At 58.3% G+C, this 24,790-nt stretch carries 18 protein-coding genes and 3 pseudogenes; 10 read left to right on the top strand and 11 right to left on the bottom strand.

The window, feature by feature from the left end:
* Positions 1–77: 77 nt before the first annotated feature.
* A pseudogene (locus tag DK391_RS38760) lies at positions 78–677 on the bottom strand (hemagglutinin repeat-containing protein); the annotation flags it as partial.
* Between the two features lie 377 nt (positions 678–1,054).
* Here DK391_RS38760 and DK391_RS38755 point away from each other — a divergent pair.
* The 4 genes from DK391_RS38755 to DK391_RS38740 all read left to right on the top strand — a co-directional run bounded on the left by DK391_RS38755 (position 1,055) and on the right by DK391_RS38740 (position 4,535).
* Positions 1,055–1,843, top strand: coding sequence for a hypothetical protein (locus DK391_RS38755; RefSeq protein WP_109483289.1), 789 nt, complete (start codon positions 1,055–1,057; stop codon positions 1,841–1,843).
* Between the two features lie 69 nt (positions 1,844–1,912).
* Positions 1,913–2,935, top strand: a complete 1,023-nt coding sequence (locus DK391_RS38750) for a DUF6685 family protein (RefSeq protein ID WP_109483288.1) — start codon at positions 1,913–1,915, stop codon at positions 2,933–2,935.
* A gap of 11 nt (positions 2,936–2,946) precedes the next feature.
* Positions 2,947–3,870, top strand: a complete 924-nt coding sequence (locus DK391_RS38745; RefSeq protein WP_162601031.1) for a hypothetical protein — start codon at positions 2,947–2,949, stop codon at positions 3,868–3,870.
* Complete coding sequence (locus DK391_RS38740) at positions 3,867–4,535, top strand: hypothetical protein (protein WP_109483286.1); 669 nt, start codon at positions 3,867–3,869, stop codon at positions 4,533–4,535. The genes DK391_RS38745 and DK391_RS38740 overlap by 4 nt, the downstream gene beginning before the upstream one ends.
* Positions 4,536–4,579: 44 nt before the next feature.
* On the opposite strand, the gene DK391_RS38735 is transcribed toward DK391_RS38740, so the two are convergent.
* The 3 genes from DK391_RS38735 to DK391_RS38725 all read right to left on the bottom strand — a co-directional run bounded on the left by DK391_RS38735 (position 4,580) and on the right by DK391_RS38725 (position 6,130).
* Positions 4,580–4,855 (bottom strand): hypothetical protein, encoded by a 276-nt coding sequence (locus DK391_RS38735; protein ID WP_162601030.1) that lies wholly within the window; start codon positions 4,853–4,855, stop codon positions 4,580–4,582.
* 178 nt (positions 4,856–5,033) lie between these two features.
* Positions 5,034–5,237 (bottom strand): cold-shock protein, encoded by a 204-nt coding sequence (locus DK391_RS38730; RefSeq protein WP_109483291.1) that lies wholly within the window; start codon positions 5,235–5,237, stop codon positions 5,034–5,036.
* Positions 5,238–5,422: 185 nt separating this feature from the next.
* Positions 5,423–6,130 carry an NUDIX hydrolase gene (locus DK391_RS38725; RefSeq protein WP_109483284.1) on the bottom strand — a complete coding sequence of 236 codons (708 nt, stop codon included), beginning with the start codon at positions 6,128–6,130 and terminating at the stop codon, positions 5,423–5,425.
* 125 nt (positions 6,131–6,255) lie between these two features.
* Between DK391_RS38725 and prs the strand changes: the two genes are divergently transcribed.
* Genes prs through DK391_RS38710 form a run of 3 tightly spaced genes read left to right on the top strand, consistent with a single transcriptional unit; the run spans position 6,256 to position 9,141 of the window.
* Positions 6,256–7,071 (top strand): ribose-phosphate diphosphokinase, encoded by an 816-nt coding sequence (prs, locus tag DK391_RS38720; RefSeq protein WP_109483283.1) that lies wholly within the window; start codon positions 6,256–6,258, stop codon positions 7,069–7,071.
* Between the two features lie 26 nt (positions 7,072–7,097).
* Positions 7,098–8,819 (top strand): nicotinate phosphoribosyltransferase, encoded by a 1,722-nt coding sequence (locus DK391_RS38715; RefSeq protein WP_204117518.1) that lies wholly within the window; start codon positions 7,098–7,100, stop codon positions 8,817–8,819.
* A 55-nt stretch (positions 8,820–8,874) separates the two neighbouring features.
* Entirely contained in the window at positions 8,875–9,141 is a 267-nt protein-coding gene (locus DK391_RS38710) for a hypothetical protein (protein ID WP_162601029.1), read from the top strand.
* A 100-nt stretch (positions 9,142–9,241) separates the two neighbouring features.
* Here the strand turns inward: DK391_RS38710 and DK391_RS38705 are convergent, their stop codons facing one another.
* On the bottom strand, positions 9,242–9,697 hold the full coding sequence (locus DK391_RS38705) for a hypothetical protein (RefSeq protein ID WP_109483281.1): 456 nt from the start codon (positions 9,695–9,697) through the stop codon (positions 9,242–9,244).
* Positions 9,698–9,850: 153 nt separating this feature from the next.
* Between DK391_RS38705 and DK391_RS38700 the strand changes: the two are divergent.
* A pseudogene (locus DK391_RS38700) lies at positions 9,851–10,028 on the top strand (ISKra4 family transposase); the annotation flags it as partial.
* 49 nt (positions 10,029–10,077) lie between these two features.
* Here the strand turns inward: DK391_RS38700 and DK391_RS44670 are convergent.
* The 3 genes from DK391_RS44670 to DK391_RS38690 all read right to left on the bottom strand — a co-directional run bounded on the left by DK391_RS44670 (position 10,078) and on the right by DK391_RS38690 (position 19,373).
* Positions 10,078–10,377 (bottom strand): hypothetical protein, encoded by a 300-nt coding sequence (locus DK391_RS44670; protein WP_162601026.1) that lies wholly within the window; start codon positions 10,375–10,377, stop codon positions 10,078–10,080.
* Positions 10,378–10,444: 67 nt separating this feature from the next.
* Positions 10,445–11,692 carry a hypothetical protein gene (locus DK391_RS38695; RefSeq protein WP_162601028.1) on the bottom strand — a complete coding sequence of 416 codons (1,248 nt, stop codon included), beginning with the start codon at positions 11,690–11,692 and terminating at the stop codon, positions 10,445–10,447.
* Positions 11,693–11,864: 172 nt separating this feature from the next.
* The gene (locus DK391_RS38690) at positions 11,865–19,373 is read right to left on the bottom strand and encodes a CHC2 zinc finger domain-containing protein (RefSeq protein ID WP_109483279.1); all 7,509 of its coding nucleotides are present in this window, start codon (positions 19,371–19,373) and stop codon (positions 11,865–11,867) included.
* 122 nt (positions 19,374–19,495) lie between these two features.
* On the opposite strand from DK391_RS38690, the gene DK391_RS44665 reads away from it, so the two are divergent.
* Positions 19,496–19,693 carry a hypothetical protein gene (locus DK391_RS44665; protein ID WP_162601027.1) on the top strand — a complete coding sequence of 66 codons (198 nt, stop codon included), beginning with the start codon at positions 19,496–19,498 and terminating at the stop codon, positions 19,691–19,693.
* A 106-nt stretch (positions 19,694–19,799) separates the two neighbouring features.
* Here DK391_RS44665 and DK391_RS38685 read toward each other — a convergent pair.
* The 3 genes and pseudogenes from DK391_RS38685 to DK391_RS38675 form a co-directional block, all read right to left on the bottom strand.
* Positions 19,800–20,081 (bottom strand): annotated as a pseudogene (locus DK391_RS38685) (DUF1016 domain-containing protein); the annotation flags it as partial.
* A 16-nt stretch (positions 20,082–20,097) separates the two neighbouring features.
* A complete protein-coding gene (locus tag DK391_RS38680) occupies positions 20,098–21,372 on the bottom strand; it encodes a hypothetical protein (RefSeq protein WP_109483278.1) in 1,275 nt (424 codons plus the stop codon).
* Between the two features lie 555 nt (positions 21,373–21,927).
* Positions 21,928–22,992: a DNA-binding protein gene (locus DK391_RS38675; RefSeq protein ID WP_109483277.1), complete on the bottom strand. Its 1,065-nt coding sequence runs from the start codon at positions 22,990–22,992 to the stop codon at positions 21,928–21,930.
* A gap of 177 nt (positions 22,993–23,169) precedes the next feature.
* Between DK391_RS38675 and DK391_RS38670 the strand changes: the two genes are divergently transcribed.
* Positions 23,170–24,462: a tyrosine-type recombinase/integrase gene (locus tag DK391_RS38670; RefSeq protein WP_109483276.1), complete on the top strand. Its 1,293-nt coding sequence runs from the start codon at positions 23,170–23,172 to the stop codon at positions 24,460–24,462.
* The last annotated feature ends 328 nt before the right edge of the window (positions 24,463–24,790 follow it).

Here is a 24,790-nt window from a genome sequence, read left to right as displayed (position 1 = left end):
GTCCCTGCGCTGGCGACCTGATAAATCAGATTGCCCAAGTCCTTGCCCAAGAGTTCCGCGTTCGCATCACCTCCAACACCCTTCTGGTCTTTGCCGATTGTTCCGCCATAGCCACCGGACAGCCCAACCGACGATGCGTCATAGGCCGCATGATTCTCGATATCACTGTGCGTCAGTGTCGCGGTAGTCAGGCTGTTCACACCGTCCTGCACGGCCTTGTCAGTACTAGCAATCACCGCCCCCTTCAGGTCCGTGTTGCCCGTCACGTTAATCTGGAACCCGCCGTCGCCCGCCTTGATGCCCGCCTTGATGCCCGACTGTTCGCCAACGCTTGCGTAGTCGCTATTCATCTTCTGCTGGTTGAAGTTCGCCGACGCGCTGGACGCTCCGTAGCAGATGGGCGGTACGCACACACTCACCGACACGCCACCACTCGTTTGCTTCGAATCGTAGTGGCTGACGTCCTGCAGGCTCTCGATGTTGAGATTACCCTCGACATTCGCGATAACCTGCTGACCATCTGCCACCGCACCCCTCAGATTGGTATCACCACCCGATTGCAGCGTAAGCGTATTGCCCGCAGTCACATGAGTATTGGTCCAAGTCGTGTCGCTGCCGTTGCCGTGGCCCTTGGTGCCCGACACGCCAACCTGAAAGGAAATACCATTTAATTTGCCGGGCGCCCGCGTCCAATACGTCTCGTCATATGCGCTATCGCGAGGGCTTAGCGGCGCTGCCTGGCAGCTTCAGTGTGACTTGCGGAGGCGCGCCAATAGGTCCGCCGCGCGCGCGAGCAATCGCTGCCACCAGCGAGCGTGGCTAGGATTGTGAGCCTCCGATTTACGGCGGATTCTCGTGCGGCCTTTGTCTTCAACAATGCCCATCATGCGAACTCCTTGATCAATGCCGTCGGCGCCATACGGTCACTGTACCGGCAGACCGCCACACCCCGATCGTACTACTCAGCGCGCTTGTTCAGATCCCGAGTCCGATTCTTTGCAGGTCTGACGCATCAGCGTAAAGTACGCAGCGCCAGGACAGTTCACCCAATCCCATGTCGACTAACAACAGCACTCTCTTCGGACAGTACGCCGCGACCATCGAGGCACTCGACCTTTCCCGGATCAAGGTGCCCGCACAAATACCTCGATCGATGTGCCTTGACGAAGAAGGCGAACTACGTTGCGACTATATTCCGTTTGACTACGTCAATCCGGATGCGCGCCTCGTGGTGGTTGGCATCACGCCCGGATTCACCCAGTGGGTCAATGCTATAAGGGAGGCGCAGATCCAGATACGCGGGGGTGCGCCGGCGACCACCGCGCTTCGCGCCGCCAAACAGACAGGCGCCTTTAGCGGCGCGATGCGCCCTAATCTTGTATCACTGCTCGACCATATCGGTATTGCGCAATGGCTCGGAATCTCGAGCTGCGACGCGCTGTTCAAAAGTGGCGCGCACCTGATCCAGACGACTTCGATCCTGCGACATCCGGTGTTTGTTGACCAGGCCAACTATTCAGGCGCGCCGTCCATGATCCGGACGCCCTTGCTCCAGCGCCAGATTGAAGCTCACTTTGTCGAAGAAGCGCGGTTGCTTTGTCACGCGGTCTTCGTACCGTTGGGCCCGAAGGTCAGCGAAGGCCTCGATTGGCTCGTCCAGCGTGGCATCCTCCCTGGCGAACGCGTTCTGGATGGATTGCCGCATCCATCAGGCGCCAACGCCGAGCGGATAGCATATTTTCCTGGCCGCAAGCCGCGCGAAGCGCTGTCGATGAAGACCGACGCGACGAAACTCGATGCGAGCCTCGCTCACCTGAGAGCGCAAGTGCACGCTTTGCGATAGACCCCGCGCGCATACGCTTACCCGCGCCGCATGAACAGCGATACTTCCGTCCTCTTACGACCGCACCAGATGACCGACAACCCGATACGGCCCGTCACCGAAGACGAATTGAAACGCATCCCGGCGAGCGTCTACGGGCGTGAGTCGTGGAGCACGTGGCGCCGCGCGCTCAACCGCCCCACTCCGGCTGTACGGGCTCGCATGACTGCATGGATTCATTTGGATCGCATGCTGGAATCTATACGGCATGAGGCCAAGTTCAGCCTGCCGGGAACGCGAAAACCGGGCATCTTCTACGATTCGAGCGTCTTCGTCGACTTCATGGACGAGTATGGCGACGGCCCGTTCACACTCGACGGTATAGTCGCGCAAGGTGCCATCGGTCGGGCGTCGCGACGCTCCAGTCCGGCCGGCAAACTTGCGATCCATCGGACCGTGCCTCGTTTTTCATTCGATATCCGCGACGTTGACGCGATTGGTCACAGCCAAAGCGATCAGACCGTGTTCCCAACAATTCGCTCATTCGGGTACGACTATCTGACGTTCATGCGCGAATCGATCGACACGGATGGATTGATCCGGATGCTGGACCATCGTGAGATACGAATCCTTGGTCGGGAACCGACCGACTCCGTTGGCATGCGTCTATGGGACGGACGGCTCTTTCTTCGCAATGGTGGCGGCTCACATCACTTCGCTGGCGCCGCGTACATTGCGGCGGCGAACGGCGTCTGCGTTGCCCTCACGTCGCAGTTGAACATCACCGAGTTCAACGAGCCAGTGATTGAATGGTTGCTCGAAGGCTTCGCGATTTTTGTGGTGCCCCGACATCTCTCCGCGAAACTCGTCAAGGCAACCGTACAGATCACCGGCGTCTGTTATGCGAGGGACCTACCAGAAGCCATCGCCCGGGACGAGACATTGATCTTCCTGCCCAAGACCAGTGCCAATGCAAGCCTGGTCATCGACGCGTTGAACAAAGCGGGGCTAGCCGACGCCGCGCCTTGGCTGGCCGCCTGCCTAGCTGATCAGCGCGAGAATCGTGCGCTGCTTGCAGAGCGCTTTCCCGGCTTGAAAGCACAACAACCGTGAGGACCAATCGAGTGCGTCGAGATAAATCGCTCCAACTCACGAGCCTCCTGCGCGGCGCGATCGGCGCCTGCTGGCTGATCGCATCGTCGTCAGTCCTCGCTCAGACCTCACCGACGCGGCTTTATGAGGGCACAGCCGGTGGCCGCCCGATCGAATTGATCACGGTGGCAAATAGCCGTGAAAGCATAAGCGGCTATGTGTTCGAGAAGAGCACTGGGCAGCTATCAGAACTCGAGGAAAGCCCTCACCTGCCCGGCGCCACGGCGATCATCGACGTCCTGGACAAACCCGGCACGATACCCGTCGCGGCGATTTCATTTCATCCGTTCAAGGTGACAGACGCAGCGCTGTCCGGTGACTGGATCGAACTGCGAACCCGTTCCAAGCAGCCTGTTGATCTCCGCCAGACGGTTGTCTTTGACCCGGATAGCAGCGAAGCTGTCGACGGAACGATTCTTCAGGTGAGCGGTGACGCACCCTTCGTCTTTCGGGTTCATGCACACCGCGCAAAGGGTGAATATGGTGCGATCGCGGATCGCATCGACATCTATGATCGAGCGACCGGCAGACTTGTCCAACAGATTGACCACCTCATCCTGAGTTTCGCTGGCGTCAAAACACTCACGTTTGCCGACTTCAACGGCGATAGGCAGATGGATTTCAGCGCGTCGCGCATGGCCGTCGACAAAAACGGTAACCGCTCCACCGGCGTGCATATGTACTACCTGTTTCTGGACGGACGCTTTCAGAACTTCGCCGCGCTCGACGAACTTGAGAGTAGCGGGGCCGTGACTTTCCCGGCATCTGGGCAGGTCGAAATGCGGCCGGAGATAAAGGTCGACTACTCACGGCGCGTGGAGACATGGAATCGCTACCGGTTTACCGCGCCAGACAAACTCCAGTTCATTGACAGCCAGGAGCGCCCGTTCTCATGAAGAAAATCGGATGTCTGTTAATGGTGCCGGTCGCAGCCGTTTCGATGCGCGCTGAAGCTTCCCTCGCGTATTACACCGGGACCATCGGCAAACAGCGGGTTTCAGTGTTTGTCGATCTTGAACAGCCGCGCATAAGCGGCATTTACTTTTACGACCGACACCGCACCCCGATCCGGCTGAAGCCGGCTATCACCCATAGCTCTGATGTGAGCCTCGACGAACTGGACAGCGACGGCATTCCCGTTGCGCGGGTGCACTTCGGAATCGACGGTCAGTCTTCGGTGGGCACGTGGACCGATTATCGTACTGGCAAACAGCTGCCGATAACACTTACGCGAGTTGCAGGGGACGAGCACGAATCGTACAGCGCGCCCGTTCTTCAGGCGGCATCCACTGCCCACTTCTACTTCGTGATTCCCTCTCTCGCAACGGGTCGCGTCACTGCGATCGAGGTACGTGACAAGCGCACTGGCGCGCTCGCCCAGACGCTTACGCCACCTCAACCTCTGTGCCCGCAAGGTTTCGACACCGTGAGCATCGCTTCAGGCGGCAATCCGACCGTGATCGCTGTCAAATCGTCAAGCTCATATTGCCCGGGCGCGACGTTTCAGCTGGCCACGCCTGACGATCTGCTGCCCGTCAACGGGGTGACCGAAGCAAAGTAGTCGCGCGGAATCGCGCGTGTGGTTTTCACGCGCAACCTGTCCGGTCACACCTCACCGTCGGCGGGCAGCTTTATCGCTTCCGCGATCAGTCGGTCAACCCGGTCCTGTGCAGCGGATATCAGATGCGGGCACGTCCATCCGGTCTTCCGGACCTTATCCCTTAAGGAATCGCTGCAGAAAATACGCGAGGTGGCGCCGTCCTGATTCGCGGCCGCGGCGGCGCGTAGCAGTTTCGGCAGGTTGACCTGCCCCATGCGCACGGCGCCAATCAGCCGCTCGTATCCTTCAATGCCTGGAACGAACACGTTCGACAGAGGCAACGTCGCTCGGCCTCATCATCCGGGTATCCGCGCCGCTCAGCGGGTATGAGCCGCTGAGCGCCTGGCCGCCGCCGATGTATAGCTCGCGGCTTGTCACGACCAAAAGGAAATCCTGCGGCTTCCAAAAAAACAAATGGCCTCAAGAGGCCATTTGTTTTACCGCCAAAGCCGGAAGACGTTACTGCGGCTGGATATTTGCAGCCTGCTTGCCCTTCGGGCCCTGCTTCACTTCGAACGACACCTTCTGGTTCTCCTGGAGCGACTTGAAACCGCTCGACTGGATTTCCGAGAAGTGTGCGAACAGATCTTCCCCGCCGCCGTCCGGCGTGATAACGCCAAAACCCTTGGCGTCATTGACCCACTTAACAATCCCTGTTGCCATTTGCTGAAGTCCTGATTTGATGTTGCACGTCAACGGCGCTATGCCCGACGCGGACTGCTCTTTTATCATGACTTCGGCCCCGCTCAAAATCACGAATGTTGCACACCGAACACGCTCGGCATAGTGCGATCGTACTGATCGCCGGACGACGGCCGAAGCACGCCTTCTGCGATGTCGGTCGAGTTCTACCAGCTTGCGCGACGATACAAGCCAAGCTGATTCACCCGAAAGAGTCTTGCCGGACGCTGCGCACCGCCCTGAAACTCATCCGTTGCGATGATGACGCCCGCTTCGTCAACCGCTTCGCCCGCCTTCACATCCCCCACCTTCAGCCCCACCCGGGTGCGAAATGTGCCGCGCGACACGCTTCCGCCAAAAATCTGTTCGTAGGTGCGCTGTAACTGTGTGAGCGTAAATTGTTCAGGCATCAGCCAGCAAGGCAGCGTGGAATAGCTGGACTTGTTCCGCACGCGCGTGACTGCATCTGCCACCTGTTCGTTGTGGTCGAAGGCAAGGTCTGGCAGCGCATCAACCTCATAGAAGGAAAGCACCTGCGCGCACTCTGCAACGAGTTCCTCGTACGGCACGAGTGCGACGTGTGAGACCGCCACCGTAAATCCGCGCGTCGGGTCGCGCCGCCGCCCCGAAAACGTCCTGCCCTGCTCCAGATATCGTGGCCGCAGACCTGCCTTCTCTCGCAAAACGCGAAACGCCGTGTCTTCGATGTCCTCTTCGGCCATGTCATCCACGTGAACGTAGCCACCGATCAGCGCGGCCTTCCCGGCTTCGGGCTCTTTCGGGCGTATGTGTGTAGCGACATGCAGTGCCCCGTCGATAAGAGTCAGCAGCACCACGTCGACGCTCACATCGGGTTTGTCGAACTTTCTGGTCACTTTCCGCTCCTTCGAATCACTGTCGAAAAAATTTTACCACACATAGTTGTGTTTCACGACTAAGTAAGATTATACTTGCGTCACATTAGTCGTAAATACCGACTAAGCAATAAGGCAACGAGACCATGATCCAGATTACTGCCCTATCCCGCGCCGCCGGCACCCAGCCGGTCGAACTGAAGACCCTGAGGTTCCCTGGCGGCGAGATGCACGTCACCGTCGCCTCGAATGTGCTCGCAGATGAACTGCAGATTGCCGCCCATCTGCCCGATTCGGACGCCGTCATGACGCTGCTGATGGTCACGGATGCGTTGCGTCGCGCCTACATGGGCGCGCCGATGGCGCTCGTGATGCCCTACGTCCCGTATGCACGCCAAGACCGTGTGGCGAACATCGGCGAAGCACTGAGCGCCAAGGTGTTCTGTGACCTCATCAACGCACAGCGGTATAGCCGCGTGACTATCCAGGATCCTCACAGCGACGTCGTCGCGGCGCTGCTCGACCGCGTGGTGATCGACGATCCGCTGCCGGCGCTCCGGCGCGCACTCGAAAAGGCCGGCACACGCCCCGCGTTGGTCGCACCGGATGCTGGTGCACGCAAACGCGTCCTGAAGCTTGCGAAGCAACTCGAACTCGATGTGGTCTTCGCGGACAAGATGCGCGATACGCGCACCGGCGCGATCACGGGCACGCAGGTTCAGGGCGATCTTCCCGACACCCCACTGCTCGTCGTCGATGACATCTGCGATGGCGGCCGGACGTTCACGGAACTGGCCGATGCGCTGCGCGAGCGTCAGATCGCCCAGGGCATCGACCGCGAGCTTTATCTGTACGTCACACATGGGATCTTCAGCAAAGGGCTCGACCCGCTTCTGGCCCGCTTTGCTGCTGTTTTTGCCCGGAACAACTGGACCCGCGACCCGCGCTGCGTGCTGGTCTGAACACGAACAACGCCTGGAGAACCACGATGAACGCACCCGCTGCCCTTGTCCCGTCCGAAATGAACAGTCTCGTTCCGTTCAACCTCGCGGACTTCTACAAGACAGGCCATCCGTCGATGTATCCGCAAGCAACGTCGAAGCTGATCGCCAACCTTACGCCGCGTTCGGCCAAATACGCGCCGGTCCTGCCTCAGCTGTTCGACGGGAAGGTCGTCGTCTTCGGTCTGCAAGGCTTCATCAAGGAGTTCTTCATCGACGTGTTCAACAGGGAATTCTTCGGTGCGAAGACGAAGGCGTCCGCGGTGCGCAAGTACAAGCGTCGCATGGACAACGCGCTCGGCAGGGACGCCGTCCCGACGGACAAGCTCGAAGCTCTGCATGAACTGGGCTACCTGCCGCTCGAGATTCGTGCGCTGCCCGAGGGCTCGCGGGTGAACATCAAGGTACCGCCGTACATTTTCATCAGCACGCTCGACGATTTCCCGTGGGTAGCGACCTACTTCGAGACGATCGTCAGCTGCGAGAACTGGAAGCCTTCGACGGTGGCCACCATCGCTTTCGAATTCCGCAAGCTGCTGACCTACTTCGCCAGGATGACGGGATCGCCCGAGGATTTCGTCGATGTGCAAGGCCACGACTTCTCAATGCGTGGCATGAGCGGCGTGCATGACGCCATGCGTTGCGGCGCGGGCCACGACCTGTCGTTCGTGGGCACCGATACGATTCCGTCCATCGACTATCTCGAGGACTACTACGGCGCCGACTCGGACAGGGAACTCGTCGGTTGCTCGATTCCGGCGACCGAGCACAGCGTGATGACACTGCGCATTCTGCTGACGCTCAAGCACATCGCGGACGATCCGGCGAATGCAGGCAAGAACGAAAAGGCCCTGCGCCGTATTGCGGAACGCGAAGTGATTCGCGAGCTGGTGTCGCGTGACTATCCGTCCGGCATGATCTCCATCGTCGCCGATAGCTTCGACTACTGGAACACGATTACCGTCGTGGCACGGGAGCTGAAAGACGTGATTCTCGCGCGCCAGCCCAATGAACTGGGCTTGTGCAAGGTAGTGTTCCGCCCCGACTCGGGCGACCCTGTAAAAATCCTCACGGGCTACTTCCCGGAAGAACTGGTCTGCGATGCGCGCGGTTATCCGATCGCCGCTGAAGATGGCATGTACACCGTCAATGACGGCAGCGGCACGCGCATCATGGAATGCGAGCGCAAGGGCTCGGTCGAATGCCTCTGGGACATTTTCGGCGGCACGACGACGGACAAGGGCTTCAGGGTTCTCGACAGCCACGTCGGCCTGATCTACGGCGACTCAATCAGTCTGCCGCGGGCACGCGACATCTTCCTGCGCCTCGTGCGCAAGGGGTTCGCGTCGTGTAACGTTGTGCTCGGCATCGGCTCGTATACGTACAACATGCTCTCGCGTGACACTTTCGGCTGGGCGATGAAAGCCATCTACGCGGTAGTCGGCGACGAACGGGTCGCCATCTACAAGGATCCGGCGACCGACGACGGCACCAAGAAGTCTGCGAAGGGCCTCCTGCGTGTCGAGAAGGAAGGCAACGACTATGTGTTATATGAAGAGCAAACGCTCGATCAGTTTGAAGGCGGCGAGCTCATTCCCGTGTTCCGCAACGGCGAACTGCTCGTCGAGACGACGCTAGCTGAGATGCGCGCACGCCTGCGCGCCTCGTGGACGTGTCCGGAGCTGGGTTCGATAGACTGGGCGGGCTAACAAAGCGGGGGGCGAACGTCGGTGCCCGACGTGAAACAACAACGCACCCTGTCGGATGATTGAAAATCGACCCACAGGAAAACATCGAACGAAAAAATGGCAATGTGTGGCCGGACTTTTGATCGCCATGGCGGCGGGCGCTATTTCCGTAGCGCACGCAGACACGCAAAGTGACCGAAATGCAAAGGCGCCTTCGGGCTCGGGCGCGAACGGCACGGCGAAGTCTGCTGTCGGCAAGAAAGCCGCCGATCAGCTGCAACAGCCAGATGGTTTGGGCACCACTCTTCCTGACGGCTTTACCACAAAGTCCGCGATCGCATAGGTCGCACCAAAGGAGAACACTGCTGCAATGCCGGGGCCCTGCACACGATACCAGGCCACGGAAGAGTCCGCATAGTAAACGGAACGGTGTCGTTGCGGACTCAATGAGGATCCTTTTCCGGTAACCATCCTTCTTCGATTCGCTGGATAAGCAACGTATCATTCCAGGCGCCTCGTATTGGCAACTTCCTCTGCTCGTCGGAGATTTCACCAACCGGCCATTCCTTCTCGCCATCCCATAGCCACCAGGTCTCGACCTTGCCCGTGTCGGGATCCACAACACCAGCCCGAAAAACCGGTGGACTTTTCGCGTGCTCCGGGATTGCGCAGTTCTTCACCTTGCGCACAAGCTCACGCTTGAGTGCTGCGCCTACTGGAAAAAAAACCCAAAAATTCGTTTCGCGTTCGACGAGTGTTTCCCATGGAGGTACCTCTGACGGGTACGTCCCCGGAAGTACGCGAATCAGTGACCCCATTAGCGGCATCTTTCCAACGTACTGAAAGTATGCTTCGCCTTTTGAGGTCGTGATAGCAAACACGTCACCTGTTTTGACCATTACTTAAATCCCGGATCGCCGATCGACGTCAAGATATTCGCCCCTCTCGACAGCGCGCTGGCGTAGATCGGGTTGCTTGTGGCAATGCTGTAGATCTTGTTAAGCAATGATCCCCCGTTCTTTCCGAGCCCATTAAATTCGATTAGCACTTGTTCACCGATCGAAGCTCATCTGCTCGCCCAAGTCCGATGCGCTGTGATCAATGGCGACCTTGTTGAACGACTTGCGAGATACGAGCCACCAAAGAAACCGTTGTCGCGCGAAGTTGTCGAGTTACTCGAGCAATTCGGACTCGCATCCGAGCTACAACACCAAGGCTTTTAACGCTCCCTCGCGTTCGCGCTTTGCCGCTCCACTGCTACATCCGGGTGTTGACAGAATTAGTACGGTCTGCGGCAGCCAAGCGTTGCCCCGCCGTTCGCTGCGCGGATCACTTCAAACCGTGGCAACCGTATCACCCAGTTGTTGTCGGGACCAACGTAGCGGTCCATTTCCCGTGCGTAGACGATCGTTGGCTGCCAGCGTGGAATCTCCTTGCTGGTGATCTTGACGACCTCGTTGGTCGTGGCATTTAATAGCCACGCGATTGTCCGCACGCCCAGGACGTTCTCGTCGTAGTTAATGATCCACCAGTCGCCATGGCCACGCTCGACGTGAATGCCACTCGCTTGGGCGGACATCGGTTTTCGCTTCCTTACGGCGCTATCGATCTCGAGGGATGACGCATACGGTCGCGTCATGGCGCTGTCAATTTCCGTCGGCAACGGAGAGTTCGACCGCCCGATCGAGCTTCGCCGCAGCGTCCGGTGCGCGGCGAAACTTGCGCTCGGCAGGACGCACGTTGGGATCAGATACGAGCAGCCCCTGAGCCGTCAGATTGAGCAGGAAGTTGTGCACAGTGCCTGCGAGCCGAGTGTAGCCGTTGGTGGAAGCATATTCGTTGCGTTCCTGCCGGTCTCCGAGCACCGCATGTAGCCAGCCGGCTGCCTCCAGCGACGTGAAGTCTCGTTCCTTATGGGCGAACTTCGACCACAACGGAAGCTGCCATGCCCATCCGTGACTCTTGATGCCCGAAGGCCGCGGCCCTGCGACGACCTGGTAGAAGTGCTGTGGCATCCATTCGAGCGGGAGCCCCGTCAGGGCGCCACAAACAGCGAGACGCTGGATCTCAGTGAGGGAAGCAAACCACGCGATGTTGTCCGCTTCCGTGCGTTTCTGGGTCCGGCGTTGCCGCAGGAGGGTTTCGGCCCAACTCAGCTGACGCTCGGCCTCCTGCAGTTTCCGGAAAGGCTTTGACCTTTGAACGGTCGGAACTGTACTGGGTCGCGCGGGCACGAAAGCGCTAGCGTGCCATTGCATATCCTGCTCGAAGTTGAACTGCGCGGATCGCGTACCCGAGCGCTGCAGCCAATGCCAGCGATGCAGTTGCCCGACGGCCCGTGCCATTTCCGTCGCATTCACACATTCGGCGTCGAGGTCCGAAATATCGAACTCAACCCACGACAGATGGGTAGTGGCGATGTCGTCACGTTTTTCCGCGTCGACGGCATGGCGGAAATACACTTCGACCGCGAGATGGTCGCAGTTGCTCTCGACCTGTCCTTCCGGAGCAACGAGCCAGACGTCGGGCCGCAGCCGCGCACCCATCGTCTTTTCCAGCGAAGCCTCGCGGATCTGCATGCGCGCCGCCGGATACTCCAGTTTCTTCGAGTAATCGCGCCCTCGCACGTTTGCGCCAACGTACGTGGTATACGAGGGCAGATCCACGTGCGGCTGCCTTGCAATGAATTCCTGTGCGAAGCGATGAACAAGGCTCATCACGCTCGGCGTGCAGTTATTTGAAGTGTGCGAAAAATGCCGTCGTACGACCGGGCCCCACCGTGCGAGCACCGTCCCCAGGCATTCCGGACATACGCAGCGCGCGGCCGCGCCGTGTTCGTCCTCAGTGAGGTCGTCCACATGCACAAGGCGATTATCCCGCAGGCCGTATGGCATTGAGACTTCAGGCATGGCGAAACGGAAGGCAAAAAAGACGGGGCGGCCGGCAATTCTATCGGACAGGAAGCCAGACTCCCGCCCAGCGGGTATCTACGCCACAATGCCGCGCGGCCAGGTTGTGGTCTCGCCCGGCCATGACGCGAACTATTTTTGTATCATTTGTCACGGACTACCTCTTGCTGAAATCAATCGCCGATTCATCCAACCATGGCGGGACACGAATTTCAGGATGCTTTCCGTCGCTATGCCGCCAAGTCAGGTCCGCGACCAGAAAGTCCAGCCAAGCCGGTTCCAAGCGCAGTTCACCAGCCTTTGGGGCTGGCTGCTGATGACGGTCCCCGAGCCAAGCCATGATGCGTTCGCGGACGGCGCGTGGATCACCGAAGAAGTCTTTGAATATTTCCACTTTTTCTCCACCTGTGTCTGGATTCAGCTTCCCGTTCTGCTTGTCGTCGAGCAGCGCCTTAAACGCACCGGCGAAATCCTCACGGATATGCAACTGCCCACACGCTTCCGGGAAAGCTTCATTCGTCAACATATCGCACAACTTCCTACATCCTTCCTCAGTCAATTCGTTATAAAGCGCTTTCGATAGTCCCTCGGCGTTTTTCGCCTTGTCTATCACTTCCACAACGGGTAGATACGCCACCAAAGACATAGGTTCGGGCAGCAATTGCGGGCGCGGCTTGCCGCTGACTACATGCACCGGATCGAGATCCACAACCACCAACGCTTGATCGGCTGGCGACAGAGCCCCCTTGCAGTCCGCCTGCAGAATGCCCTTGCTCCAGCCGTGATACGGGGTCAACAGACGTACAACACCGGCGTGTTCAGGTTTCACACCACTAACAGAACCAATGCCAATGAAACAGCTACCGCCAACGCTGATTTTCTTGTTAGCCGCATTACAAAACACCGTAGCTGTGCCCGACGCCAAAACACTGGCTTGACCGGCGTGCCAATAGTCATTGCTCCTGCTTGTGAAAGCTGGAACCAGCAACACGGACCGCCGCTCACGTTGCCGTTGCGCGAACGTCAGTAATTCACCAAGTGCGATAACGTCATTTTCGACAATCTCTTTGGCTTCGGAGGGATTTCCGCCAAACAGTTGCAAAATCTTGGCCAACTCTTGCTGCAACGGAGGCCGGTTGGCTGGGCTAGTCAGCATGAACAACTCAGAGCAAATGAGCTCCATGCAGTAACGCAGCTTCTGAGGACCATGGACCAAGGCTTGGACCAGCGGGATTAGTTGGTCAGCAGACCATTCACCTTTCTTTGCGCGACCTCGGATGCGGCGCAATTCCTCCCCCACTCTCTCTTCGGTGTATAGAGGCTGCAACTTATCGGTATTCGGCCGGAACAGTTCATGGGCTGCCACGGCACGGTACTTCTTGCCGCGCTGCAACTCAATAACCCCCTTATCCCCGTCCAAACCAAGCGGCACTTCAAGAGTTTTGTCGGGCTTCCACAGCAGGGTCAACTTTTCCTTCAAATGATCGCCGCCGTCGGTTGCCTCGAAATGCCGATAGGTACCCGCGAGCACAGCCAACCCGGGGTGATTCGAAAGCTGCGTCTTCAACCACTCCAGTGTATCCGGCCGAGTTGATACTTCGGGCAAGACCAACAATTCAACCCTCAGGTCTCGGCAGGCCTTCAGCACCTGGCTCAATAGCACCCGGCGTCGATGCTCTGGCCAGGAGATGACTTTCCTGTCGGACTGCCATCGAAATTCAGAATGGCGCTGAGCCGCTTTGCTCACGTCCTTAACGTCGCCATTCTGCAATTCGGAGCGGAGTCCATCTTGCGATGAATTGGCTAAAGGCAAGCCACCTAGGCCAGCTTCGGCCATCGGGTGAGCATAGCTTTCGTCCACCCGGTACTGAAACAGCGCGACGCGAAAGTGGGAGCTGATACGTTCCTCTTGGTCGTGGTTCATCTCGCCTCCGAAGCGACTTCTCCACGACTCACTTTGCCATTCATTCAACCGTTCGAGCTTGAGCAAGGCTGCGGCTTTTTCGGCCGACATGTCTCTTTGCTCCCCTTCTGCGGGCTGTTCGTCAACGACATCCGGCTGTAGATTCGGTGGCTCTTCTCCAGTATGGTCAGCGGCTATATTTTGATACGTTATCGAATCGTCCGGCGTACCTTGTGTTAGTGAGGCTGCTGTGCCGACTTCAACGTGATCAGTCACAGCAGGTCGATGCCGAACTAACACGCCCGTTTCAACCATGCCGGTCCCATCCAGTTGAGATGGCAGCCATTTTCCCAGCTTGATATCTAGTGTGTGTAAGGCCAGCAGACCATCGTCAGCGATACGGCGCGTTTCGGTCCAGACCTTGAGCACGCGACTGCCCTTCTGAGGGCGATGCTCTTCCACCGAGTTTGCATACAGGCTGGTGTACTGCGGCCTACTCATTTGCCAACCGGCCCCCGTAGCATCCGTGAACTCGTCGGTGTCGCGGCTACGACCAAACGTTCTGCCATAAACACACACTACGCGCATACCTCGCTCGCGATCGAGAGCGCATAGCGCTTCAGGCAACGCCTGTATCAAACTCTCGCACTGTTGCAGCGTGAATCTCGGCAGGGCGTCGAAGGGCCAAGGCTCTTCCGCCAAGTCAGCATCATCTGCGCGAGCAGACTTGGTCTCCCAAACGCTGAGTGCCACAAATAGCTCTCGCAACGAACGTAGATTGAAGGCCTGTGCAAAGCTGGCATCGAGCAAGCCAATCATGGCTAGCATCCATTGCCATGGGCTTGCCTTGCAAAGTGTGGGCCAATCGCCATCGAATAGCGTCTTGCGTATGGCCCGGTAATCACCCTGCGGATCCAAACGAGCTATGTCGGGAATCTCCCAATCAGCCGGCAGGTTCAGGCTCTCGCTCATTCGGCGCGAGCCCAAATCCGCGGCATAGCCCCAGAGCGCCGCCACGATACCGCGGAGGCCAATGCCTACGGTCGCTAGCGCCAGCGCCATACGTAGCGATGACGCCGGGGCTTCGCCCTCATCCTTGGTCGGAACAGGATACAGAGCGCGATATAAGGCTAACATCAGAGCTGCTTCGGGGCGCAAGGGTGTCGCTTGGCCGGTTGGGCGCTGCAATTTTAGTCCCGCCATGGCCCACAATGGCAACCGAGCCAACACGTCTGGGAACGCTCGATGAAGTGTGTGCCGCAAGTCATCGCTGTTGCGCATACTCATCCGCAAGGCCATGGCTCTGCTTTCGGCCTCCATCAGAATGACATGCCGCACCTGTTCGTCCAAGCCTAGGCCGGCAGGAAAGTCTTGCAACAATTTCAGTGCTCGAATTACCGTCCCGGGCAACGACGAGTCTATGTCTCTTGTTGCATCAATTTTTGCTGACGATAGATAGCTTCCCTGCAACTTGCGCAACTGCTGGCGCAGCACATAGTTCTCCAGCACCTGCTTGGCATGTGCTTCGTCGTCAGATTCCTCAATATCGTCGAGTAGTTCGTCGCGCTCACCAGTCTCACCCGCCATGTCTGCGGCCACGCGCAGCACATCAGCGACAGCCCAACCCACACGCCACATTTCTGCACCGTCCAGCGGCACGTTTTCCGATTGCACCCGCTCATCAAGGTCGTGATACCACGCGCTCACGCCCAGCAGATTGCGCGGAACTGGATCGGCCAAAAGATGAAGCGTCGCGCTCTCTCCCGCGCCTTCTTGAAACAATTGAGGCCGGAAAGGAACATAGGCAATTCGTTCGTCGCCGTCCCTTTTCCATCGATGCATCGCCAGAAGAGCCAGGAACAGGCGCGCCGCCAAATGAGTCTTGGGTTCAGCGTGTGTTGCTCCAGAGACCTGAAATTCGTCCCACAGCTGAGGAACCACGCTCATGCCACGGCGAATCGTGGAGGCATTGAGTTCGATCAACTTGAAGTGAACCTGCTTTGTCTCAGCAGCATTCGACGGCCCTGCATGCAGAGCGGTTTGCACGAAGTGAGACACCACTTCATGTCCATCGGGGGCTTCATCGCGGAGGAAGCAACGGTACAGAAACCTGCCATCAGCTCCGAGGGTTGCATCGATCTCGTATATCGATTCGGCCTTTTGATTCAGAACAGGCAGGTGCGGAATCAGGCGCCGCGTCTGATCGTCCCCTACGTCCGAAAGGAGATTTCGAAATTTGGACAACGCGGTCAGACGTTCATCGCGTCGCGCGCTTCTAACGACAAAGTCGATGGCAAGACCAACCTCTGCTCCGCCCGTGGGCTCTCCGCTCTGCCCCATCAGTTGGCCAACGACAGCGGCAGCGAGCGCCAGTCCATCGCGTTGCACGGGTATGCGGCCCTTAAGTGCAGCCAATGGATCATCATCACTCGACGTATTGAACAGTACCGTTCCCGCCAGACACAACCATTCGATAGCCGTCAGCTCACGGTAGCCTTGTGGCGCTAAGACCGGTGGCGCCGGCTCCTCGCCCACCAGTCGCCAAGCTTTACGCGCCACTAGCCACGTCCGGCGCTTTATGTGATCGCTGTTCGAGGCAGGTCTCACACCCTCAAAGAAGCCTGGCTTGTAGACTAAGCGAGCCAGAGCAACGCGATCGGTCCGCCTCTTATCGCGCTCATTCAGGAACTGCCCGTTCAATTGCCACGGATTGGGATCGAGCAATTTATCTAGCCCTTCAACCGCAAACAGAGTGTCGTAGCCGCGCTCTTTGAAGGCTAAAGCCCAAGCGTGACCGTCACAAACCGCATTCCACTGGCTCCAAAAACAGGTCCACGCAGCCTCGGGGGTGACTGGACGATCCATGATAGCAACAAGCCACCATAGCCAGCGAGCACATAGGCCTAAATCACTAACCCTCAGATCGGGCGCGCTTATCGCCGCCTTCACCTGATCAATAATTTCCTCAGGCCGATCCATCAGAGCTGGATGTCGCAGCATCTGCAGGGCGCACTGGCGATCCACCTTGGGCAGGTCGTCACCTAGGCTCCAATCAGACTCGCCATCACCCACAATGGGGGGCTCCCAGGCCGGCACGGACGCTGCCAGTCCCCGCCCGTCGTTAAGCTGGCGCATCACCTGGGACGGCGTGCCTGAGCGCACACGTTCACCCTTGTGGATCAAGGAAATCGAATGCTCGGCGGCCTTGGCGTGCAGCACTTCGCGCAGTTCCATCAACAGTGCCTCGCTGTCTGCGAACAGCACTACATCGTCAACATAGCGCGCGTAACCAGCGCGTGGGCGTCGCTTGCCATCGGCGTCAGGTTCTTGCATACGAGTACGGCGGATGAACTTTCGTGCCGCATCGTCCACCGGAAACAGGGCAATGGTACCAATGTAGGCTGACAGCACCGGTCCCTGGGGAATGCCAGTCACTTCTTCGCTGCGCCGGGTTCTCATGGCAATCTCGGGATCGTGATACTCGTGACCGAAGATCAGCCCGGTTATCAGTCGCTCCAGCGCCCCATCAAGTTCCGACGAGTCGGGAGTCAGACCGAACATCCCGATGAAGCCCTCTGGGTTGTGATTGCGCAGTGCCGAAGACAGCGGCTTCAGAAGCTCTTCCCTCACCACGTAACGCTGGATCGAGTCGTAGTAGCGCTTGGCGTCTAGACGCATCACATGTACGCGTGGACCAATGGCATGGCACTGGCGCATCAGACTAGCCATGAAATCACGCCAGCATTGGCCGAAAGGCCGAAACATGCCTTGATCCGAGGGGGTCTTGTCGCCCTCCAAAACATCCATGTCTATCTGATAGCCAAAGCTCATGGTTTCGGGCTCATCCCACTCGAAATCCGGCTCGTTGAGGGCCTCATACATCCCGGTAACCACAACCTCCTGTCGGGATGCATACCAACGCACTGCTGGGATACACGCCGAAAATGATTGGCCACTTGCACTCAGGCGATCATGCCGATTCGTCAACAGCTCATTGAGGAAGATCTGCTGTGCATGCAGATCGGCTGGGTGGGGCATTACCTTGCGACGTGGGTCATCAAGCACATCCTTGTTAGCTGTCAGCTTGCGTGGGAGATTCACTGCGTCGAAAGGCGCAGCTTGATACCACGACTCTTTCTGAATAGTGGCTCTTAAGCGAGCCAGAGCTGTCTCGTCAAACAGGTACTCATTGCTATTCAAAATTTGCCAAGCACCTTCATCACACGGAAGTTCGCCGCGGCGTGCACCGTGGTATGCGAGCCTTCGGGCCAAGGCCGCACGCGGAAGTTCCTCGTTCAAGTAGAGACCACGCTCAATGGGACGTCTGACGCTGACGGATCCATGCAAGACCGCCTGCAATTGTTGGGCCCATGGGGTTGGACTGTCTTTTAGCCGCGTCGACGGCAGATCAGTAAATCGGTGACCGTAAAGGCGCTTGACTGCCATGGCAGCTCTGAACAGCGCCCGTTCGCGAACCGTCGCGGCTAGCCGATTCCAGCGAAGTGCGTCGAGCTCGGAAGCGTCTTGACTTCCAAGCTCTGCCGCAACTAGCACTCCCTCGGCGGGCAATTCGAAGCGCTGTAACCAAGCAGTTGCTTGCTCAGGGGACGCAAAGCCGCGCAAGCAGGTGTCAGGATCTTTGCCCAGTGCCGGTTCAATGCGCCAAGGCAAGCCCACCCAGCGCAAGTCCACACCTTGTAGGTCAAGCAGTCGGCGCACCAAGCGATTGGCACCACCGAAACCGGCTGAGTCGCTATCTAGAAAGACGCTGTAAACCAGCTCGCCTTTTCCAGTCGTGTTCTCGGCCAACACCTTCAGTAGTTCAAGTTGGCCATTGCTCAGACTGAGGCCCATCAGCGCCACGGCAGGCTGACCCAGAGACTGCATTCGCAGCGCATCAAGAAAGCCTTCAACCAGATAAAGCTTGGCCGGTTGGTCGTGCTTCAATGCCTGATCGATAGCCTTAAAGGCATCAGTCGCATTGAACAGGTGATTGCTCTTTTCGAAGCCCGACGTGAGCAAGTACTTCGCTACCCCTTCCGGAGGTACATTCTGTAGCGCACGGCCCGCAAAGCCGACTACTTTGGGTTGTTTGACATCGGCGCTACTTATAGGGATTACGACGCGGCCATCGTGGAAGCAGTCTCGATATTGGTCGAGCAAATCCAGCTTCCACTGTTCGGTCGAAGATAGGGAGCGCAAGCGCTTGATCAGTCCTAGACTCTCTAGTCCTTCGATCAGTGCGGTTCGCTCGCGCACGTTTTCACTCAGCAACGCCTCCACCAAAAAACCACGCGAAATGCAACGCAGCCCCTTTCCGTATAGAAGCCCGGCATCGAATTCGCGTTCGGCGCACCATTCCTTGAACCGTTCAGCGTCGTGCTTGGCATCAAAGATGCTCAGCGCGAAGTCCAGTGCAATTTGGCTGAGAGTTCTGCGTTCGCTCTGCCCAGCGGACGAACGCTGCGGGGGAGTGAGACCGAATTGCTGACTTAGCCATCTCACTGCTGGCAGGAATTCAAGCCCCTCAACTTGCTTGACTAGGTCGATGGCAGTACCATGGGCACCACAAGCAAAACAGTGAAAATGCGCAGGAGAAGCGCCGTCTGCCCGATATAGATTTAGTGAAGGCCGGGAGTCTTGATGAAACGGACAAAGCGCCCGGGTCTGTGACCCGTATCGCTCGGTTTCGATTCCAAGCCTCCTGATCACGTCCTCCAACGAAACCTTGGTCAGTACTTCACTGATATCGTATCGATCCACTTATTCCCTCGAATTTTCTTTTTTAACCCGCTTGAAAAGCTTATCAAGTCTTCTGAATGCGTCTAGGACGGGACGCCTCAGTATGCCCCCTTCGGCATTGTACTGTGCGGAGATTGCAGCCAATGATTTCAGGTGTTTGGCCAATGGCGTTGGCTGACTACAGTCGGCCTCTAGTAGCCGCTCAGATTTTATCTTTCAACGACAGTTTTTGGCCGATTCTGTATGCAAAAAAATCTTGTCTTTTCGGCGTCGATGAATTTTCTCCGGACCGCTCAGCCGTGAACTTCGGCGAAGATGCCAGTTCGAACGATGGCCGCTGAGCAAACTATAGCGACCCTTTGCCAGCGACAAGCCCAATGACCGCTATGGCCGAACTTCGGTTATTACTTAAGGCACTTGCACGACGCATCAGTTGGTGACAGGCGATCAGCTGTCAGATTTTGGCGATTCGTCTTTCCTGTGTTGAAGCCCGGATCTCGCGGCTTCGATTGACTGTTGCAACTTCGCTTGTAGCTGCTCTCGTGGCGATAGCACGGTAAGATACTCTGCGACATAGATACCACTTTTATCGAGCTTGAGTAGCTCGATCCGCTCCTGCTTCTTGCCCGCACATAGGATGCTCCCAAGCAGAGGTTCCTCGTCTGGCTCCTGCTCATGTTTAGCAAGCCAGCGCAGGTAAATTTCCATCTGGCTTTTTTATTCGGCTTTACGTTAAGGCATATCGTTAGATGACCATCAACGGGCGGAAATCCGCAACGCCGTTCGCATTCGTTACCACGTCCAATATTTCGTCCGCCCTGATTTCCCCGTTCAGGAAGCGTGAGATGGCATAAAACAAATCTACCGACGAGACAAGGGAAACACCAAACTGTTGCGCTCTCTCGATTACGTTTTTGGGGAATACTGGCCTGTCATTCGTGTTCCGCTCATTCGGTGGGAGGTCTCGCCATGCGTTTCCGAATAGAATACCTTTCCCTGCCGCCCCTTCGTCTTCTTCGTACTTCAGAACGTAGTCTTGGACCTGCCGAAGATGAGCAAGTGAGACGCTTTTAGCAACGCCCTTGCACTCTGCCAAAAAAACAGCGCCGCGCCATTCCATTACGAACTCCTCTTGCGAGTATCTTGCAGGCTTGATAGTTGCACCTAAAAGGTCGAGACATTCAGCAACTAAATCCTCCAACTCGAAACTCGACACATATAGCAGGCGCTTGTAGCGCTCCACCCTCGCTTTTTCGGATAGTTGTTGCTCGACCTGGCTTTCTAGTTCGGCTATCTCTTGGAGTAGTTCCGCTATGCGTCTGTTAATTGGTATTACGGATGACATGGGGATCGAAGACAGCCAATCAGGTGCGCCCTCAGATTGCGGTTTGCCGAGGATATCAACTAGCGCGGTCGAGACTATTGACCGCGGTTCCTCAGTGGGGAAATGCGGTAGAACAGTGATCGAGCCTGGCCATTCGTGCCGGCCGCCGTGCGTCTCGCTAAAGTACGTGAATTTCGCGGCCAAGACCCCACCCGCCCGGTTCTGCGCGTATGGCTCATATTCAAACTGTATCGGAGCCATGCCCTGTGACAACACCATTGACAGCGACTGCGCGATTTGGTGAGGATGTACCCGATAAACGCAATCCCACGCTTTGAGCCGAGCTAGCAGGTTCTTAAATTCGGCGCTGTGAATCTCTACAGTGTCGCCGCGCTGTGCCAGTGATATGAGTGGCACGGGACACCACAACCATTGTCCATGGCTCTCACCAGCAAGCGGTGGCGCACCGAGTACATATATTTCCCCGTTTGACGCCAAAAACTGAGCGAATATTCGCTGCATCTGAAAGAGCGCTTCCCCTCCGATGCTATTAATTGCGGCCTCATCCAAACTCGGAAGAAACAGAACAACAATGTGATAATCAAGAACGTTTACCGCCTGCAAATTTGCCCACGTAACCGATGTCACATGATCGTGGCGTAGTGACCCGACGACCAGCGTTTTTATTTGTTTCATTTCAACTGTTGTGGATGAGTAGGGAGAGGGGTCTACGTCCGGCTCATTGAGGTCCCGCTTAATAAGTCTTCGTGCCCAAGCCAGCATGGTCTTTGTAGAGTTTTAACGCCTCCACGCGAACGCGAGGCGCCGTTGTAACATTGCGGCCTCAGCGCTGAAGGGCCTTCTTATATCTTACGGCCTTTCCAGCGCTTTCAGTACAGACTTCGCCTACAGGTCGACTAACGCCCCGGCACGTTATGGCGCTAGTCGAACGATTCTCAGGTCCAACAGGTCAGTCATGGTGTACGCTTGCCCGCTCGCGCGCAGAGTCAATCAGGTGTCGGACTTCGTCAAGTAGAGAGGAAGGCGTAAGTTCGCTCATGCTTTCAAATTTAAGTGTGTTTGCCGCGTTAAAACCATCCACAAGGCAACCCCTCGCGTCTCCCGATATATCAGCAAAGCATGGGTTCGACTGGTGGGTAGCGTGATTGTCTCCGCGCTGCGAAGACAATCACGCTACCCACCCCTACTCACCCGATCCATTCTCTGCGGGAACGTGCCCGCTATTTTCTATTATGTCTGGCGCCGTTTCTTACGCTGCGCCGCGGAAGTGCTGGGCGGCGCGCCTGCGTAGGCTACCTTGCGCGACGGCGCTGGTTTTCGTATCACCCGGGGTGATGGCGGCCTCGCTGTGGATGACTCGGCGCGAACGGGTCGCACCTCACGGGTATCGGCCTCATGCCGTGCTGCCAACTGTTGCTGTAGCGTTGCGTTCGTCGCCTCAGCGGCTTCGAGCCGCCCCTCCAGCATCCCCGCGCGATGGCGAGCGTCACCGAGCTGCTCCTGCAGTGCCTCGGCCGCGCGGCGAAGTTCTGACTCGCGCCGGTCGGCCCGCTTTGTGGCTTCGTCGACTTCCTTCTGCAGCTTCGCGGCGGCGCCCCTTTCGCGATCTACCTCAAGCAGCGCGCGCTTCTCCGTGGCGCGCAGGCGTTCCTCGGCCCGCTCCGCTGTTTCGCGCAGTTTCTCCAGGTTCCGCGAAAACCCCTCCCGCACCTTCTCCAGTTCGCGATCGCGCGCCGCCGCTTCGGCCCTCAGCCGACTAATCTCGCCGTCGAGCGCCTGCCGCGCGGCGTGCCCCTCCGCCTGCGCTTTTTCCAGCTCACGGACCTCGACTTGGGCGGCCAGCAGCGCCGCGGTGCGCTGCTCGAGCGCGGTTTCCGTGCGTTCCAGTTCGGCGCGCGCGGCCGTGACGCGCTGGTCGGACTCCGTGCGCCGTGCTTCCACCTCCGCCCGCAGCGCGTCGAGTTCGGCCTGCGCCGAGGCGGTCGCGCGCGTCCACAGCGTCGCGACGAGCTCGCCGGCCGCGGCGCCGAGATCGGCCGGCAGGTCCGGGTGCTCGATGCGCACGCGGCTCTTCTCGCGCAGTTCGGCCCAGAACTCGCCGAGCACGGCCGCGGGCGTGCCCATGCTGCCGCGCTTCACGAGCTGATAGAGGCGGTTCGCGGTCGGCGCCTGCCCGAAGCGGAAAAACAGCAGCGCGCAGACCTCGCGGTACAGCGCGCGCGTGTTCGGAAACTCGGCCTTCAGCCGGTCGATCTCGGCGGCGAGGCGGGTGTCATCGGGGAGAACGTCGTTCATGGGTGCTGACATGCAGATTGATACGTTAATAATACAACGTAATACGATTAATATATAACTATCAGAGAGTCATAGTTTGACATTACTGCCATAATGTCGAAATAATGAGGAAACTGTCGTGATCCGTCGCGTGACCGCCGCGTCCGGCGCTTGCGCCTCCCGAAAAAGCTCACCGTCATGCCGGAACCGCCCTCCCACGCCGTCGTCACGCTGCACCCTGCCCCGCTGGAAACGCTCGCGATTCCCGCCGCGCTCGACGGCCACGCGGGCACCAACCGTGCAACCGGCGGCGTCGCGCAGATCGCCGCGAGCAACGACCTCGACGCGATCCGCGCCTGGCTCGCACGCTTTGGCGACAAACAGACCACCTTCGACAGCTACCGCAAGGAGGCTGAACGACTGCTGCTGTGGTCGCTGGTGCAACTGGGCAAGCCCCTGTCGTCACTCACGCATGAAGACTGCCTGCGCTACCAGCACTTCCTGGCCGATCCGCAACCCGCCGCCACGTGGGTCGCCAACGCAGGAGCAGGGGGCGGGCGCAAACATGCGCGGCCCGACCCGCGCTGGCGACCCTTCTACGGGCCGCTTTCACCCGCCAGCATCCGTCAGGCGACAGTGATCCTGAACGCGCTGTTTTCGTGGCTCGTGCAGGCCGGCTATCTGGCGGGCAATCCACTCGCGCTCTCGCGCCAGCGCACCCGCAAGGTTGCGCCACGCATCACCCGCTATCTCGATCCCGACCTGTGGCAGACGGTCAAGGACAGCATCACGTCGATGCCCCAGGACAGCCCGCGCGCCCGCGCGCACTATCACCGCGCGCGATGGCTGTTCACGCTGCTGTATCTGGGTGGCCTTCGGATCGCGGAGGTAGGCGGCAACAAGATGGGCCAGTTCTTTGTGCGACGCGATCGAGACGGCACGATGCGCTGGTGGCTGACGGTGCACGGCAAAGGCGACAAGGATCGACTGGTGCCGGCGACGCGCGATCTGATGACGGAGCTGTCGCGCTACCGGCAGTCCGTGGGGATGCCGGCCCTGCCCTCGCCCAGTGAGGCCACGCCACTCATTCTGCCGATAGGAAGCACCGCGGATAGCATCGCCGATGGAACTGACGCGCTGGCGCTGGAACGCGCAAGCGGTACGACGCGTTACGCAAGGCACCTCCCGTCAAACCGGCCGCTCACGCGCGCAGCCATCCACACGATCGTGAAGGATGTGTTCGCGCGCGCGGCGGAACGGTTGCGCGAACAGGGAGATGAAGACGCTGTGCGCGCCGACCTGCTTGAAAAAGCGTCGGCGCACTGGCTGCGTCACAGCGCCGGCTCTCATATGGCCGATCATCAGGTCGATCTGCGGCACGTACGGGACAACTTCGGGCATGCATCGCTGACGACCACCAGCATCTATCTGCACGCGGAAGAGGATCGCCGGCATCAGGAAACTGATGAGAAGCACCGGATTGACTGGTGACACTCACGTTCGGTCCTCAAATCGGTTTCGCAATTCACACGGTATATGCAAGAATTTCCATAACATCCCGACAAGTCTTGCTTTAGATCATGGAAGCCATCGACCGAGCCTGTGTGAGAACTCATTTTTTGGCGCTGAACGCCGAGTCTCGGTTCAGCCGGATCAAGTTTGGTAGGTCCAGCTTACGCTAATCGAGTCTCGCGAGCGCAGCGAAGCCCCCCGGGCCTTAGCTTCCAGCCATTTTCATGGCCTTCATCGTTCCCGCGACACCGAGTATGTTGATGACCCGCTTCAGGTTGTAGGCCAATACCTGAAGGCTCATTTCCGT

The organism is Paraburkholderia sp. C35, from assembly GCF_003121405.1.
GTDB lineage: Bacteria > Pseudomonadota > Gammaproteobacteria > Burkholderiales > Burkholderiaceae > Paraburkholderia.
The sequence above is the reverse complement of the archived record's forward strand: the minus strand, read 5'-3'. Positions and strand labels throughout refer to the sequence as shown.